Source organism: Bradyrhizobium vignae (assembly GCF_900324035.1).
In the GTDB taxonomy this organism is placed as follows: domain Bacteria; phylum Pseudomonadota; class Alphaproteobacteria; order Rhizobiales; family Xanthobacteraceae; genus Bradyrhizobium; species Bradyrhizobium vignae.
Window position 1 is genome coordinate 7,350,998 of record NZ_LS398110.1, and the last position, 13,172, is coordinate 7,364,169.

Annotated in this window: 15 protein-coding genes; 3 read left to right on the plus strand and 12 right to left on the minus strand. The window is 65.3% G+C overall.

Going from position 1 to position 13,172, the window contains the following annotated elements; all coding sequences use genetic code 11:
• Window positions 1-15: 15 nt before the first annotated feature.
• From BRAD3257_RS35345 to BRAD3257_RS35360, 4 genes are all read right to left on the minus strand, one after another.
• Window positions 16-780 carry an amino acid ABC transporter ATP-binding protein gene (locus BRAD3257_RS35345; RefSeq protein WP_122405669.1) on the minus strand — a complete coding sequence of 255 codons (765 nt, stop codon included), beginning with the start codon at window positions 778-780 and terminating at the stop codon, window positions 16-18.
• A complete protein-coding gene (locus BRAD3257_RS35350; protein WP_162500446.1) occupies window positions 777-1,634 on the minus strand; it encodes an amino acid ABC transporter permease in 858 nt (285 codons plus the stop codon). The genes BRAD3257_RS35345 and BRAD3257_RS35350 overlap by 4 nt, the downstream gene beginning before the upstream one ends.
• Window positions 1,631-2,458, minus strand: coding sequence for an ABC transporter substrate-binding protein (locus tag BRAD3257_RS35355; RefSeq protein WP_122405671.1), 828 nt, complete (start codon window positions 2,456-2,458; stop codon window positions 1,631-1,633). The genes BRAD3257_RS35350 and BRAD3257_RS35355 overlap by 4 nt, the downstream gene beginning before the upstream one ends.
• 62 nt (window positions 2,459-2,520) lie before the next feature.
• A complete protein-coding gene (locus BRAD3257_RS35360; protein ID WP_122406930.1) occupies window positions 2,521-3,477 on the minus strand; it encodes an N-carbamoyl-D-amino-acid hydrolase in 957 nt (318 codons plus the stop codon).
• A 151-nt stretch (window positions 3,478-3,628) separates the two neighbouring features.
• Here BRAD3257_RS35360 and BRAD3257_RS35365 point away from each other — a divergent pair, with 151 nt between their 5' ends.
• A complete protein-coding gene (locus BRAD3257_RS35365) occupies window positions 3,629-4,555 on the plus strand; it encodes a LysR family transcriptional regulator (protein ID WP_122405672.1) in 927 nt (308 codons plus the stop codon).
• Window positions 4,556-4,594: 39 nt separating this feature from the next.
• Window positions 4,595-5,314: a type 1 glutamine amidotransferase gene (locus tag BRAD3257_RS35370; protein ID WP_122405673.1), complete on the plus strand. Its 720-nt coding sequence runs from the start codon at window positions 4,595-4,597 to the stop codon at window positions 5,312-5,314.
• 121 nt (window positions 5,315-5,435) lie between these two features.
• On the opposite strand, the gene BRAD3257_RS35375 is transcribed toward BRAD3257_RS35370, so the two are convergent.
• The 8 genes from BRAD3257_RS35375 to BRAD3257_RS35415 form a co-directional block, all read right to left on the minus strand.
• Window positions 5,436-5,903 (minus strand): nuclear transport factor 2 family protein, encoded by a 468-nt coding sequence (locus BRAD3257_RS35375; RefSeq protein ID WP_122405674.1) that lies wholly within the window; start codon window positions 5,901-5,903, stop codon window positions 5,436-5,438.
• A gap of 95 nt (window positions 5,904-5,998) precedes the next feature.
• A complete protein-coding gene (gene ybgC, locus BRAD3257_RS35380) occupies window positions 5,999-6,448 on the minus strand; it encodes a tol-pal system-associated acyl-CoA thioesterase (protein ID WP_027577544.1) in 450 nt (149 codons plus the stop codon).
• A gap of 68 nt (window positions 6,449-6,516) precedes the next feature.
• Complete coding sequence (locus tag BRAD3257_RS35385) at window positions 6,517-7,437, minus strand: metallophosphoesterase (protein ID WP_122405675.1); 921 nt, start codon at window positions 7,435-7,437, stop codon at window positions 6,517-6,519.
• A 129-nt stretch (window positions 7,438-7,566) separates the two neighbouring features.
• Window positions 7,567-8,619 (minus strand): Holliday junction branch migration DNA helicase RuvB, encoded by a 1,053-nt coding sequence (gene ruvB / locus BRAD3257_RS35390; protein WP_122405676.1) that lies wholly within the window; start codon window positions 8,617-8,619, stop codon window positions 7,567-7,569.
• Window positions 8,616-9,080 carry a hypothetical protein gene (locus tag BRAD3257_RS35395; protein WP_129144408.1) on the minus strand — a complete coding sequence of 155 codons (465 nt, stop codon included), beginning with the start codon at window positions 9,078-9,080 and terminating at the stop codon, window positions 8,616-8,618. Before BRAD3257_RS35395 ends, ruvB begins: the two co-directional genes overlap by 4 nt.
• Window positions 9,077-9,694 (minus strand): Holliday junction branch migration protein RuvA, encoded by a 618-nt coding sequence (gene ruvA, locus BRAD3257_RS35400; RefSeq protein ID WP_122405678.1) that lies wholly within the window; start codon window positions 9,692-9,694, stop codon window positions 9,077-9,079. The genes BRAD3257_RS35395 and ruvA overlap by 4 nt, the downstream gene beginning before the upstream one ends.
• On the minus strand, window positions 9,691-10,218 hold the full coding sequence (ruvC, locus tag BRAD3257_RS35405; protein WP_122405679.1) for a crossover junction endodeoxyribonuclease RuvC: 528 nt from the start codon (window positions 10,216-10,218) through the stop codon (window positions 9,691-9,693). Before ruvC ends, ruvA begins: the two co-directional genes overlap by 4 nt.
• 217 nt (window positions 10,219-10,435) lie before the next feature.
• Window positions 10,436-11,182: a YebC/PmpR family DNA-binding transcriptional regulator gene (locus BRAD3257_RS35415; protein ID WP_122405681.1), complete on the minus strand. Its 747-nt coding sequence runs from the start codon at window positions 11,180-11,182 to the stop codon at window positions 10,436-10,438.
• Window positions 11,183-11,401: 219 nt separating this feature from the next.
• Between BRAD3257_RS35415 and BRAD3257_RS35420 the strand changes: the two genes are divergently transcribed.
• Window positions 11,402-13,150: a methyl-accepting chemotaxis protein gene (locus BRAD3257_RS35420; protein WP_162500447.1), complete on the plus strand. Its 1,749-nt coding sequence runs from the start codon at window positions 11,402-11,404 to the stop codon at window positions 13,148-13,150.
• The last annotated feature ends 22 nt before the right edge of the window (window positions 13,151-13,172 follow it).

Here is a 13,172-nt window from a genome sequence, read left to right on the forward strand (position 1 = left end):
ACCACGCCCCCTATTTCAGATTACAGCCGACAGAAATGCCTTGGTGCGCTCCTCGCGCGGCGCACCCAACACGTCCGAGGCGCGGCCCTGCTCGACGATCGCGCCCTGGTCCATGTAGACGACGCGGTCCGAGACCTCGCGGGCGAAGCCGAGCTCGTGCGTCACCACCATCATGGTCATGCCGCTCTTCGCCAGCTCCTTCATCACCGCGAGCACCTCGCCGACGAGCTCGGGATCGAGCGCGCTGGTGGGTTCGTCGAACAGCATCAGCATCGGCTTCATGGCGAGCGCGCGCGCAATCGCCACGCGCTGCTGCTGGCCGCCGGAGAGCTGTGCCGGATACGAGTCCGCCTTGGCTGCCAGCCCGACGCGCCGGAGCAGTTCGAGTGCCTCGGCACGTACCTCATCGGCTTTGCGCCCCTGAACCTGGGTCGGACCTTCTGTGATGTTCTCCAGCGCGGTCTTGTGCGGAAACAGGTTGAAGCGCTGGAACACCATGCCGGTCTTCAGCCGCTGCCGCCCGATCTGTTGCTCGCTCAGTCGATGCAGCCGCCCGCCGTGCTCGCGCACGCCCAGAAGCTCGCCGTCGAGCCAGATGCCGCCGGCATCGATCGTGGTGAGCTGGTTGATGCAGCGGAGCAGCGTGGTCTTGCCCGATCCGGAGGCGCCGATCAGGCACATCACCTCGCCGGGCCAGACGTCGAGCGAAACGTTCTTGAGAGCCTGGAACTCTCCAAAGCTCTTGCTGACGGAGCGGATCGCGACGAGGGGCTTTGTCATCGCGCCGGCCGCAATGTGCCGCGCGCAAAGCGGCGTTCGAGCAGCATCTGCAACGGGGTCAGGATCGAGACCACAAGCAGGTACCACAGCCCGGCGACGATCAGGAGCTCGATGACGCGGGAGTTGGCGTAGTAGATGTTCTCGGCGTTGTGCAGCAGCTCCGGATATTGGATGACGCTGGCCAGCGAGGTCGCCTTCACCATGCCGATGAACTCGTTGCCGAGCGGCGGGATCACCACGCGCATCGCCTGCGGCAGCACGATCCGGCGCAGCGCGCGCAGCCGTCCCATGCCGATCGCCTGCGCCGCTTCGTACTGACCGACATCAACCGACAGCATGCCGGCGCGCATCACCTCGGAGGTGTAGGCGCCCTGGTTGATGCCGAGCCCGAGCAACGCGGCGAGAAACGGCGTCATGACGTCGACGGCCCGCGCGGACCACAGACCAGGAATTCCGATCGTTGGAAACACCAGCGCGAGGTTGAACCACAGCAGCAATTGCAGGATCAGCGGCGTGCCGCGGAACAGCCAGGTGTAGCCGGCAGCCACCGACTTCAGCACCGGATTGGGCGACAGCCGCATGATCGCGACGACGATGCCGAGAAAAATGCCGAGCATCATCGCCAGCACGGCCATGACCATGGTGTTGACGATGCCTTCGAGGATGACCTTCACGGTCAGGAAGCGGCCGACATAGGACCATTCGATCTGACCGTTCGCAAACGCGCGCGCGATCGCCGCGAGCACGAGGACGATCAGGGCCGCGCTGAGCCAGCGGAACCAGTGCGGCTCGCGCGCGATCCGCATGCCCGACAGATCGGGAAATCCCTCCGCGAGTGCCGGCGCCGGCTTCATTGCGGCGCCGCGTTCAGCATGGGCTGGGCCACCGCATTGGCCCCGAGGCCCCATTTGTCGAGAATGGCCTTGTAGGAGCCGTCGGCGATCATGGCGGCGAGCTTCTCCGTCACCACCTCGCGCAAGGCGGCATCGTCCTTGCGGAACATGATGCCTTGGTAGCCTTTTGCAAACGCCTCGCCGACGATGCGGTATTTGCCGGGCTCCTGGGATTGCGCATAGGGCAGCGTCTCGCTGCCCTGCACGGCGGCGTCGATGCGGCCCTGCTTGAGCTGGTTGCGGACGTCGATCGAGTTCTCGCCGGGGACGTACTGGATCGCCGGCTTGCCGGCCGGCTCGCAATTCTGCTTGCTCCACTTCTCGATCTCGACCGGGAAGCTGGTGCTGCGGGTGGTGCCGACCTTCTTGCCGCACAGATCGGTCGCATCCTTGACCGGACTGTCCGCCATCACGAAGAACTGCGGGCCGGTCGCGAGGTAGTCGACGAAATCGGCAGTCTCACGCCGCGAGGCGCGATCGGAGATGCCGGAGATGATGAAATCGGCGCGCTTGGTCTGAAGCGAAGGAATCAGCTCGGCGAACGGCGTCTCACTCCAGACGATCTTGAGGCCGCCGAGCCGCTTGGCGAGCTCATTGGCGAGATCGATGTCGAGCCCGACCAGCTCGCCCGTCGCGGGATCGCGATATTCCATCGGCGCGTAGGTGGAGTTGACCGTGAGCTTCAACGCGCCCGCCTGCTTGATCTCCGCCGGCAGCTCGGCGGCTCGTGCAGAGGTCACCGCAGCCAGCGTGGCAACAGCGAGAGAAAATGAGAGGCGTGTCATGTCAGCTCCTTTGCCCATGTCAGCTCCGTTGCCAGCGCCGTTGCGAGCGCCGTGCCACTTGCTCAGTCGGCATCGAGAACGGCCGGCTCGATCACGCCAGCGCGTTCGGTGATCACCCTGTATTGCTCGGGCCGCCGGTGGGCGGCGAAGTTGAACATCTTGTCCTTGCCCTGACGGCAGAGATCGAGATCGATGTCGGCGACGATCACCTCGTCGGCCAGCGTCTGCGCCTGCGCGACGATGCGCCCATTGGGATCGACGATGCAGGAGCCGCCGATCAGGCCGGAGCCATCCTCCTCGCCCGCTTTCGCCACCGAGATCGCCCAGGTCGCATTCATGTAGGCATTGGCCTGCGTCACGAGCGTGGAATGGAACGTGCGCAAGGAAGCGTCTTCGGTGATGCCGCCGTTCGGATCATAGGCCGCCGAATTGTAGCCGATGCAGACGAGCTCGACGCCTTGCAGGCCGAGCACGCGCCAGGATTCCGGCCAGCGTCGATCGTTGCAGATCATCATGCCCATGATGGCGTGGGCCCACGCCGACCCGGCACGGAAGGCGGGGAAGCCGAGGTCGCCATATTCAAAATAGCGCTTCTCGAGCTGCTGGTAGCGCGCGCCCTCGCGAGGCTCGACCGAGCCCGGCAAATGCACCTTGCGATAGCGGCCGAGAATCTCGCCGTCGCGATCGACCAGGATAGAGCAATTGTAGCGCCGACCGTCCGGGGTCAGCTCGGCATAACCGACATAGAAGCCGACGCGGAGCATACGTGCGCGGTCGAACAGCTTTGCCACCGCCGCGTTCGGCATGCTGCGCTCGAAATACCGGTCGAGCGCCTCGCCTTCGAGCAGCCAGCGCGGAAAGAAGGTCGTGAAGGCAAGCTCCGGAAACACCACGAGGCTGGCGCCACGGCCGGCGGCCTCCTCCAGAAGCGCGAGCATTCGAGCCAGCGTGTGCTCGCGAGGATCTGCTTTTTGCGTCGGCCCCATCTGGGCTGCGGCGGCGCGAAGGACACGAACCAAGATTGCCTCCAATCTATGCGCAGTGCTGCCTCAATGGGCGAGTGAACCCTTTGATGCGATGCGCAAATCCGCTGCCATTACGAGTGAGCGGGGCTGCAAAATCAATTCGCTCTGCTATGATCTTTTGGCCCTGAGTATAACCGGCAGTGATATGAACCTGCGTCAGCTCGAGATTCTCCGTGCCGTCATCCGCCACCGCACCACGGTTGCGGCGGCGGACGAACTGGCGCTGTCGCAGCCCGCGGTCAGCAATGCGCTGAAAACGATGGAAGCGCAGGCGGGCTTCGCGCTGTTCGAGCGCGTCAACAACCGGCTGTTTCCGACCGCGGAAGCGATGGCGCTCTACAAGGAGAGCGAGGCGATCTTCGCGCTGCACGCCAAGCTCGAAAACCGTGTGCGCGATCTGCGGGAGAACCGCTCCGGGCATCTCGCCATCGTCGCGACGCCGCCGCTCGCCTACAGCATCATTCCCTCGGCACTGTCAGGGTTCCTGCGCCGCCGCCCGGAGACGCGCATGTTCTTCGACGTGCGCCGCTACGAGGGCATCATCGAGGGCGTGCTCAGCCGTGTCGCCGAACTCGGCTTCGCGCTCGGGCTGACGCATCATCCCGGCATCGCGCACGAGGTGGTCCACACCGGCGAGATGGTCTGCGTGCTGCCGCCGCAGCACCCGCTCGCCGACAGGCCGGTGATCTCGGCTGCGGACCTCTCCGGCCTGCCCTTCATCGGCCTCGAGCGCGGCACGCGGCTGGGCGAAGCCGTGCGCGACAGCTTTGCCCGCGCCGGCGCGCCGTTCCAGCCGAGCGTGGAGGTGCGCTATTGCAACACGGCCTGCGTGCTCGCGGCCGCGGGCGTCGGCGCTGCGGTGGTCGATCCCTTTTCGCCGCGGCAGAACGGCGGCAGCGGCCTCGTCGTCCGTCCGTTCACTCCGACGACGCAGGCGGTCGCCTATATGCTATGGTCGGAAGCCGAACCGCTGTCGCGTCTGGCGAAGGCCTTTCTCAACGAGGTCCGCAAGGAGAGCGCACTGCTGGAGCGCACAGCGCCTCACCAGCAACATGGGACAGAAAGCAACTGAGCTTGCGATCACACGCGCAACGTTTCAGCCTGGGGGCATATGGCACGCATCACGATCATCGAGACCGGGCAGGTACCGCCGAAATATCGCGAGCACCACGGTTCGTTTCCGGACATGTTCGAACGCATGATCCGTGCCGAGGATTCGACGGCGACGGTCGAGGTCGTCAGCATTCCGAACGGCGATGCGCTTCCCGATCCGAGCAAGCTCGAGGCCGTCCTGATCACCGGCGCTGCGGCCGGCGTCTATGACGGGCTCGACTGGATCGCGCCGCTGGAAGATTTCGTGCGCACGGCTTACGCCAACAAGACACCGATGGTCGGCGTCTGCTTCGGCCATCAGCTGATCGCGCAGGCGCTGGGCGGCACCGTGCGCAAATCCGAGAAGGGCTGGGGCATCGGGCGGCACGTCTATCAGGTGCTGCCGGAAAACGGCGTCATCGATGGCGAAGCGGTCGCGATCGCCGCCTCACATCAGGATCAGGTGATCGAGCCGCCAAACGACGCGCTGACGATCCTCTCGTCCGACTTCACCCCGCATGCTGGCCTGCTCTATGCCAACGGCACGACGCTGACAGTGCAGCCGCATCCGGAATTCGATGTAGCGTTCGCGGAAGTTTGCTGCGAACTGCGCGAAGGGAAAGCGCCGGATGATGTCGTCGCGACGGCGCGGGCGTCGCTGGCGGAGCCGATGGACAGCGCGAAGCTCGGTGGGGCGATTACGAGGTTTCTGGCACGCAAACCGATCTCCTCAGCTTGAGGAGCGCGCTCTCGCGCGCGTCTCGAAGGATGGAGGCCCCTGCTGCACCAGCGGGGCCTGCATGGTTCGAGACGCCGCTTCGCGGCTCCTCACCGTGAGGATTGAGAGTTGCCTGCGCGGCTCAGAACGGATCCGTCCCCAGCCCCGGCACATCGGCCGGCCGCGGTCCCGGCGCCGCCCAGTGAAACCGGCGATCCTTCTCTGCAATCACGATGTCGTTGATCGAAGCCTCGCGCCGCTTCATCAGGCCGTGCTCGTCGAACTCCCACTGCTCGTTGCCGTAGGAGCGATACCACTGGCCGCTTGCATCGTGCCATTCGTACTGGAAGCGCACCGCGATGCGGTTGCCGTCGAAGGCCCAGAGATCCTTGATCAGGCGGTAGTCCTGCTCCTTCTCCCATTTGCGGGTGAGAAAGGCGACGATGGCTTCGCGGCCCTGAAAAACTTCCGAACGATTGCGCCAGCGGCTGTCCTCGGTATAGGCGAGCGACACGCGCACGGGATCGCGTGAATTCCAGGCGTCCTCGGCCATGCGGGCCTTTTGCGCGGCGGTCTCGCGGGTGAAGGGTGGAAGCGGCGGGCGCGACATGATGGCCTCATCGGTTGATCGGGGGCCGAGAATTTATCGCCGCGTTTGGCGGAGTCGATAGGCCATCACAAATCAGGCGATCACTTATCGGGCGATCAGGAAATCAAATCGGCTTTCATCAGCGTGCGGATCGACTTCGGGATCGGCTGGGCGCGGCCACCGCTGATGAAGGCGACGCGGACCTCGGCTTTCACCAACACGTCGTTGCCGCGTCGCACCTCCTGCGCCAGCATGATGGAGGCGCCCTTCACCGCGATCGGCCAGGTCACGACATCGAGCACGTCGTCCATCCGCGCGGGCTTCAAAAAGTCCAGATGCATCGAGCGCACCACGAAGGCGAAACCGGCGCCTTCCGTCTCGGTCTGCTCGAACAGCGCCTGCTGCTCGGCGCCCATCAGCCTGAGGTGATTGGTGCGTCCGCGCTCCATGTAGCGCAGATAATTGGCGTGATAGACGATGCCGGAAAAATCCGTGTCCTCGTAGTAGACACGGACCTGCATGTGGTGGCGACCGTCGCGGATCTCGCCGTCGAGATGGGCAGTCACGTCGCGAGCCTCTTCGCTTGTCGCTGTCGGCCCCGTTTTGCGCAAAAACCGAGGTCCGCGCAAGCGTGTCAGGACACGACCGGCGCAGTCCGCCCCAGCGTCACCTCGACGATCTCCGGCGGCACGCCGACACGAACGGGCATGATGCTGCAACCGAGGCCGCCGGAGATGATGACGTCGCATTTCAGCCTGAGATGACCATAGGCAAGCCGGATGCCCTGCTGCTTTGGAACGGCCGGCGACCAGCCGAGCAGGCGGACCTGACCGCCATGGGTGTGGCCGGACAGTTGCAGCGCGACGCGCGCGGGCACGCGCGGCGCGATGTTGGGCTCATGCGCGAGCAGGATGATGGGCGCATCGTCCGTGACCTTGGCGAGCGTCGCATTGAGATCGTCGGCACCGAAGCGCACCATGCTCCGGAAACGTCGCGCCGGCAGGAAGGCGAGCTGATCGCCGAGGCCGGCGAGCCAGAACGAGCGGCCGTCCTTGGTGAGGCGCACGACATCGTTCTCGTAGACGGGGATGCCGGCCGCCTCCAGTGCACGATGCGCGACGGTCGCCCCCTGCCCGGCCCGCTGCACCGTCCCGTCGTCCCAATAATCGTGGTTGCCCATGACGGCATGGACGCCGAGCGGCGCCTTGAGGCCCGCCAGCACTCTCGCCCATTCGCTCGACGGGATGATGCGCGTGACCTGATGCAGGCCGGCCACGTAGTCGCCGAGCAGCACGATGAGGTCGGGCTTCAGCGCGTTGGTGCGATCGACGATGGCCGCGATCCGGTCCAGCGGCATCCAGGGATCGCAGGCATGGATGTCGGCGACGACGGCGATCTTCAGCGGAAGATCCGCCGGCCACTGCCGCGGCGTCGGATGATAGCGGGTGACGCGGAGCCGCAGCATCGGCTCGACACCGACGCCATAGGCCGCGGTCGAGACGCCGAGGGCGGACAGGCCGCCGATGGAACGGATGAGATGACGGCGCGTGATCATGGAAGCTCGATGGTGATGCGGCGTCTTGATGATATCTGATTGGAGCGGAATTGGGGTGCGTTCGTGCAGATCGTCTGCACGAGATTACCGGAAGTTCATCAAAGCCGGAACGGCGGACGCTTCAGCAGGTCACTCGTCGCCGTCATCCGTGCCGAACAGGCCGAACTGCGCCGCCGCATCGCGCGAGGGTTCGGCGATGCCGAGATGGCGGAAGGCGTGCGAGGTCAGCAGCCGGCCGCGCGGCGTGCGCTGCAGATAGCCGCACTGGATCAGATAGGGCTCGATGATGTCCTCGATGGCATCGCGCGGCTCCGACAAGGCCGCGGCCATGGTCTCGACGCCGACGGGGCCGCCGCCATAGTTGAGAGCGATGGTCGAGAGATAGCGCCGATCCATGGTGTCGAGCCCTGCGGCATCGACCTCGAGCGCGCTGAGCGCGTGATCGGCGATCTTGCGATCGATCTTATCGGCATCGGCCGCGGAGGCGAAATCGCGCACGCGACGCAGCAGGCGGCCGGCGATGCGCGGCGTGCCGCGGGCGCGGCGCGCGATCTCGTTGGCGCCGTCCGCGCTCATGCCGACATTGAGCACACGCGCGCCGCGGCTGACGATGCTCTCGAGTTCTTCAATGGTGTAGAAATTGAGCCGGATCGGAATGCCGAAGCGGTCGCGCAAGGGATTGGTGAGAAGGCCTGCGCGCGTGGTGGCACCGACCAGCGTGAACTTCGACAGCTCGATCTTCACCGAGCGCGCCGCCGGGCCCTCGCCGATGATGAGGTCGAGCTGAAAGTCCTCCATCGCGGGATAGAGCACCTCTTCCACCGCGGGGCTGAGGCGATGGATCTCGTCGATGAAGAGCACGTCGCGCTCTTCGAGATTGGTCAGGAGCGCCGCGAGGTCGCCGGCCTTGGCGATGACAGGACCCGACGTGGCGCGAAAGCCGACGCCGAGCTCCTTCGCCACGATCTGCGCCAGCGTGGTCTTGCCGAGGCCGGGGGGACCGACGAACAGCACGTGATCCAGCGCCTCGCCGCGCTTGCGCGCCGCTTCGATGAAGATCGAGAGATTCTTGCGCGCCTGCTGCTGGCCGACGAAATCGGACAGCGATTGCGGGCGCAGCGCGGTGTCGCCGACATCGTCGCTGCGGCGTTCGGGCGAGACCATGCGGGGGGGAGTGGTCATGCGGAAGTCCTGCACAGTCGCTTGTCGATAAGAAGGGCAGCTTGAGCACCTGCAAAGAAGATCAAACTTACCACAAGCAAAACAAATGCCTCAGCCGGTTCACTCAGTGTTCTTCCAACAGAGCCAATCACCAGCGCCGAAAGCAAGCTTGCAACGAGAACGTTCCACCAGACAACGGAGCCTCGGATTTGCAGGAAGATTGCAACCATCAAGGCCACAACGGCCGCGGGCAAGAACAAGCCTTTCACGGCAAACCAGCTGAATCCGATCAGGTCGCGCGAGACCGAAAAGCATCGAATGACACGACTAAGAAAACAACCTGATGCCGAAAACGCCAGCATTGCAAGATACCCGGCAAAAAGTGTTCCGCAGAAGACGACGACGAACATACGGCCGAGGCGCCGCAAATGCTGGCGTGCCGCACCTTGACCCCACTCGGAGAGGCGCCGGCCGTTGTTCACTTGGCCAGTTCCTTCAAACCCAATCGAATGAGCTGCGCCGTCTCGGCGCCCTCACCTGCGCTGCGCGAGGCCGATGCAATCGCGGCGGCGGCTTGCGGCTGGCCGTAGCCGAGATTGACCAGCGCGGAGATCGCATCCGCCACCGGGCGCGGCGCGCGCTGATCGTCGACGGCACCAGCGAGATGCACCACGGCCGGATCGACATTGGCGAAGGCCGGTGCCTTGTCCTTCAATTCGGTGACGATGCGCTCGGCGACCTTGGGGCCGACGCCGGGCGTGCGCGCCACCGCAGCCTTGTCGCGCAGTGCGATGGCGTTGGCGAGATCGGCAGGCGACAGCGTGCCGAGCACCGCGAGCGCGACCTTGGCACCGACGCCCTGAACGGTCTGGAGCAGGCGAAACCATTCGCGCTCCTGGTCGGTGCGGAAGCCGAACAACTTGATCTGGTCCTCGCGGACATAGGTCTCGATCGACAGCACGGCGGCCTCACCCGACGACGGCAGATGCTGCAGCGTCCGCGACGAGCAGTGCACCTGATAGCCGACGCCGCCGACGTCGAGGATGACGAAGTCCTCGCCGTAGGAATCGATCAGGCCCTTGAGCTTGCCGATCATATCCCCACCACCTTCAGCCGGAGCGCGGTGCTCTGGCGGTGATGGGCGTGGGTGATGGCGATGGCGAGCGCGTCGGCCGCGTCGGCGGACGGCGGCTCGGCTTTCGGCAGCAAGATCTTCAGCATCATCGCGATCTGTTGCTTGTCGGCGTGGCCGGCGCCGACCACCGTCTTCTTGACCTGGTTCGGCGCGTATTCGGCGACAGAGATGCCGAACATTGCGGGCGCCAGCATGGCGACGCCGCGGGCCTGACCGAGCTTCAGCGTCGCAACGCCGTCCTTGTTCACGAAGGTCTGCTCGACCGCGGCTTCCATCGGCTGGTGATCGGATAGAACGGCCGCCAGCCCTTCATGGATCGCGAGCAGCCGACCCGACAGCGGCAGATTGTCCGGCGGTTCCACCGAGCCGCAGGCGACGTAGATCAGGCGATTGCCCTCGGCCTCGATCACGCCCCAGCCGGTGCGGCGCAGGCCGGGGTCGATGCCGATGATGCGAACGGGGCCACGAATCGGGAGCTCGGTCATGGGCCAGTGATAGCGGCTGGCCGGACCGAGGGAAACAGAAACAGAACGGAAGTAAACAGGGGAAGTGGGGCAGGAGCTGCCACCACAGGGCATGCCGTCATACCCCGCGAAAGCGGGGTATCCAGTACGCCGCGGCTTGTCCGGATCTCGCAGGTGTCTCCGGAATACTGGGTCGCCCGGTCAAGCCAGGCGAGACAGTGGAATTCGGAGCTGGCTATCAGCCACCCATCTTCGCCATCAGCGCGTCCGACACCTCGAAATTGGCGTAGACGTTCTGGACGTCGTCGTGCTCGTTGAGCAGGTCCATCAGCTTGAGCAGCTTCTCGCCGGTTTCGTCGTCGACCGTAACAGTGTTCTGCGGCTTCCAGATCAGCGCGGCCTTGCGCGGCTCGCCGAACTTGGCTTCCAGCGCCTTGGCGACGTCGCGATAGTTTTCAGTCGAGGCGTAGATCTCGTGGCCGCCCTCGCCGGAAACCACGTCATCTGCGCCGGCCTCGATCGCGGCGTCCAGCACCGCGTCGTCGGAGGCGACGCTGCGGTCGTATTCGATGATGCCGGTGCGGTCGAACATGAAGGACACCGAGCCGGTCTCGCCGAGATTGCCGCCGGACTTGGTGAAGAAGGAGCGGATGTCGGAGGCGGCGCGGTTGCGGTTGTCTGTGAGCGCCTCGACGATGACGGCGACGCCGCCGGGGCCGTAACCCTCGTAGCGGATCTCGTCATAGTTCTCGCCCTCGCTGCCGATCGCCTTCTTGATGGCACGCTCGATATTGTCCTTCGGCATGTTCTCCTGGCGCGCCGCGATCACGGCGGCACGCAGGCGCGGGTTCATGGCGGGGTCGGGCGTACCCAATTTGGCGGCGACGGTGATTTCCCGCGCCAGCTTGCCGAAGATCTTCGACTTCTGGGCATCCTGCCGCCCCTTGCGGTGCATGATGTTCTTGAATTGGGAATGTCCGGCCATGCGTGGTCTCTTAAGGAATCGTCAGCCAAGGGTGAGCGTGGGAAGCGCGGCCTTATAGGCTGCCAACCCACCGGAATCAAAGGGCTCTGGTTGTCTCAAGGTAGCACTGTAGAGGTAGCCGCCGTAATGGTTCGTGCCTAAAGATCGGGCATCGTTAACCCTGATTTCATTCCGGCCTGCAAAAATAGCCTCCGCCCGTTCCCCGACAAGAGAGACGTGATGGCATTCGGACTATTTCGGAGGCGTCTGCCTGACATCGCTGCGCCCGTGGCAGCTCCGCAGGCCGCGCAGCCGGTGGCCCATTCCGAGCCCGCCCCGGCCAGCGAGGGCGATTCCGCCAGGGAAATCCTGGAACTGCTGGAACTCGAGCTCGGCGCCATGATTCGCCAGCTCGAGCGCGCCGCCAATTCCGTGGCCGGCGGCGCCGAGGCGACCGCCGCGACGCTCGCCGCCATTCGCGCCCGCACCGACGCCCTTACCGGCCGCACCAATGCGGCGCAGTCGACCGCCTCCACCTTCGCCCATGCCGCCGACAAGTTCACCCAGTCCGCGCAGGGCATCGGCGCGCAGGTCCGCGAAGCCGGCATCCTCGCCGACGAGGCCAGCGCCGCGGCGCAGGAAGCCCGCGCCAACGTCGATCGCTTGCGCGAATCCTCCGCCGCCATCGGCAATGTCGTCAATCTGATCGCGCAGATCGCGCGGCAGACCACGCTGCTCGCGCTCAACTCGACGATCGAGGCCGCGCGCGCCGGCGACGCCGGCAGGGGTTTTGCGGTCGTCGCCACCGAGGTCAAGGCGCTCGCAGTGCAGACGCAAGGCGCCACGGAAGAGATCACCCGGAAGATCGACGCGCTGCAGCGCGACGCCGCCGGCTCTGCGGATGCCGTGCATCGCATTTCGCAGGCGATCGAGGCGATCCGCCCGGTGTTCGACACCGTCAACGGCGCGGTCGCCGAGCAGACTGCCACCACGAGCGAAGTCTCCGGCAACGCCGCCAGCGCCTCGGAGTTCATCATCTCGGTCGGCGAGAGCGCGGCCGAGATCGATGCCGCGACCAAGGCAGCCGAGACCCATGGCGAGAGCGTCGCCAGTGCCGGCAAGGCCGTCACCACATTTGCTCGGAAGCTGAAATCGCGCTGCGCCGTGCTGCTGCGTCAGAGCGAGCACGACGACCGCCGCAAGAGCGAGCGGCTGCCCTGTCACCTCAAGTTCGAGACCACGCGTGGCGTGATGCCGGTCTATGAGATCGCGATGGAAGGCGTACTCATCGGCGGCCCGGACGCAGGCGGGCTTGCACCGCAAGCGATGATCGAAGGCAGCCTCGAAGACATCGGCGCCTGCCGCCTGCGCGTGGTCGCACAATCCAGCGCCGGCGCCCGCGCGCAATTCGTCGGTCCCAACGCCGCGCTCAACGAGAAGATCGAGGATAAGCTCTGGTCGATCCATGAGGAGAATACGGAGTTCGTCACCCGTGCCATGGAGGCGGGCAATGCGCTGACGAAAATATTCGAGCAGGCGGTTGCGCGCGGCGAGGTCAAGATGGAGGACCTCTTCGACACCGACTATGTGGAGATCGCCGGCACCAATCCGCAGCAATACCGCACGAAATATCTCGACTGGGCCGACCGCGCGCTGCCGCCGTTTCAGGACGCCTTCCTCGCCAAGGACCCGCGCATGGCGTTCTGCGCCATGGTCGACCGCAACGGCTTCCTGCCGGTGCACAACAAGATCTATTCGCATCCGCAGCGGCCGGGCGACATCGCCTGGAACACCGCCAACAGCCGCAACCGGCGCATCTTCAACGATCCGGCGGGGTTGGCTGCGGCGCACAACCAGCGCTCGTACCTGGTCCAGAGCTACGCCCGCGACATGGGCAACGGGAGCACGGTCATGATGCGCGAGATCGACGTGCCGATCCGCGTCAAGGGACGGCACTGGGGCGGATTCCGCACGGCTTACAAGCTGTAGTGCCCGCTCTCCTGCACCGGTC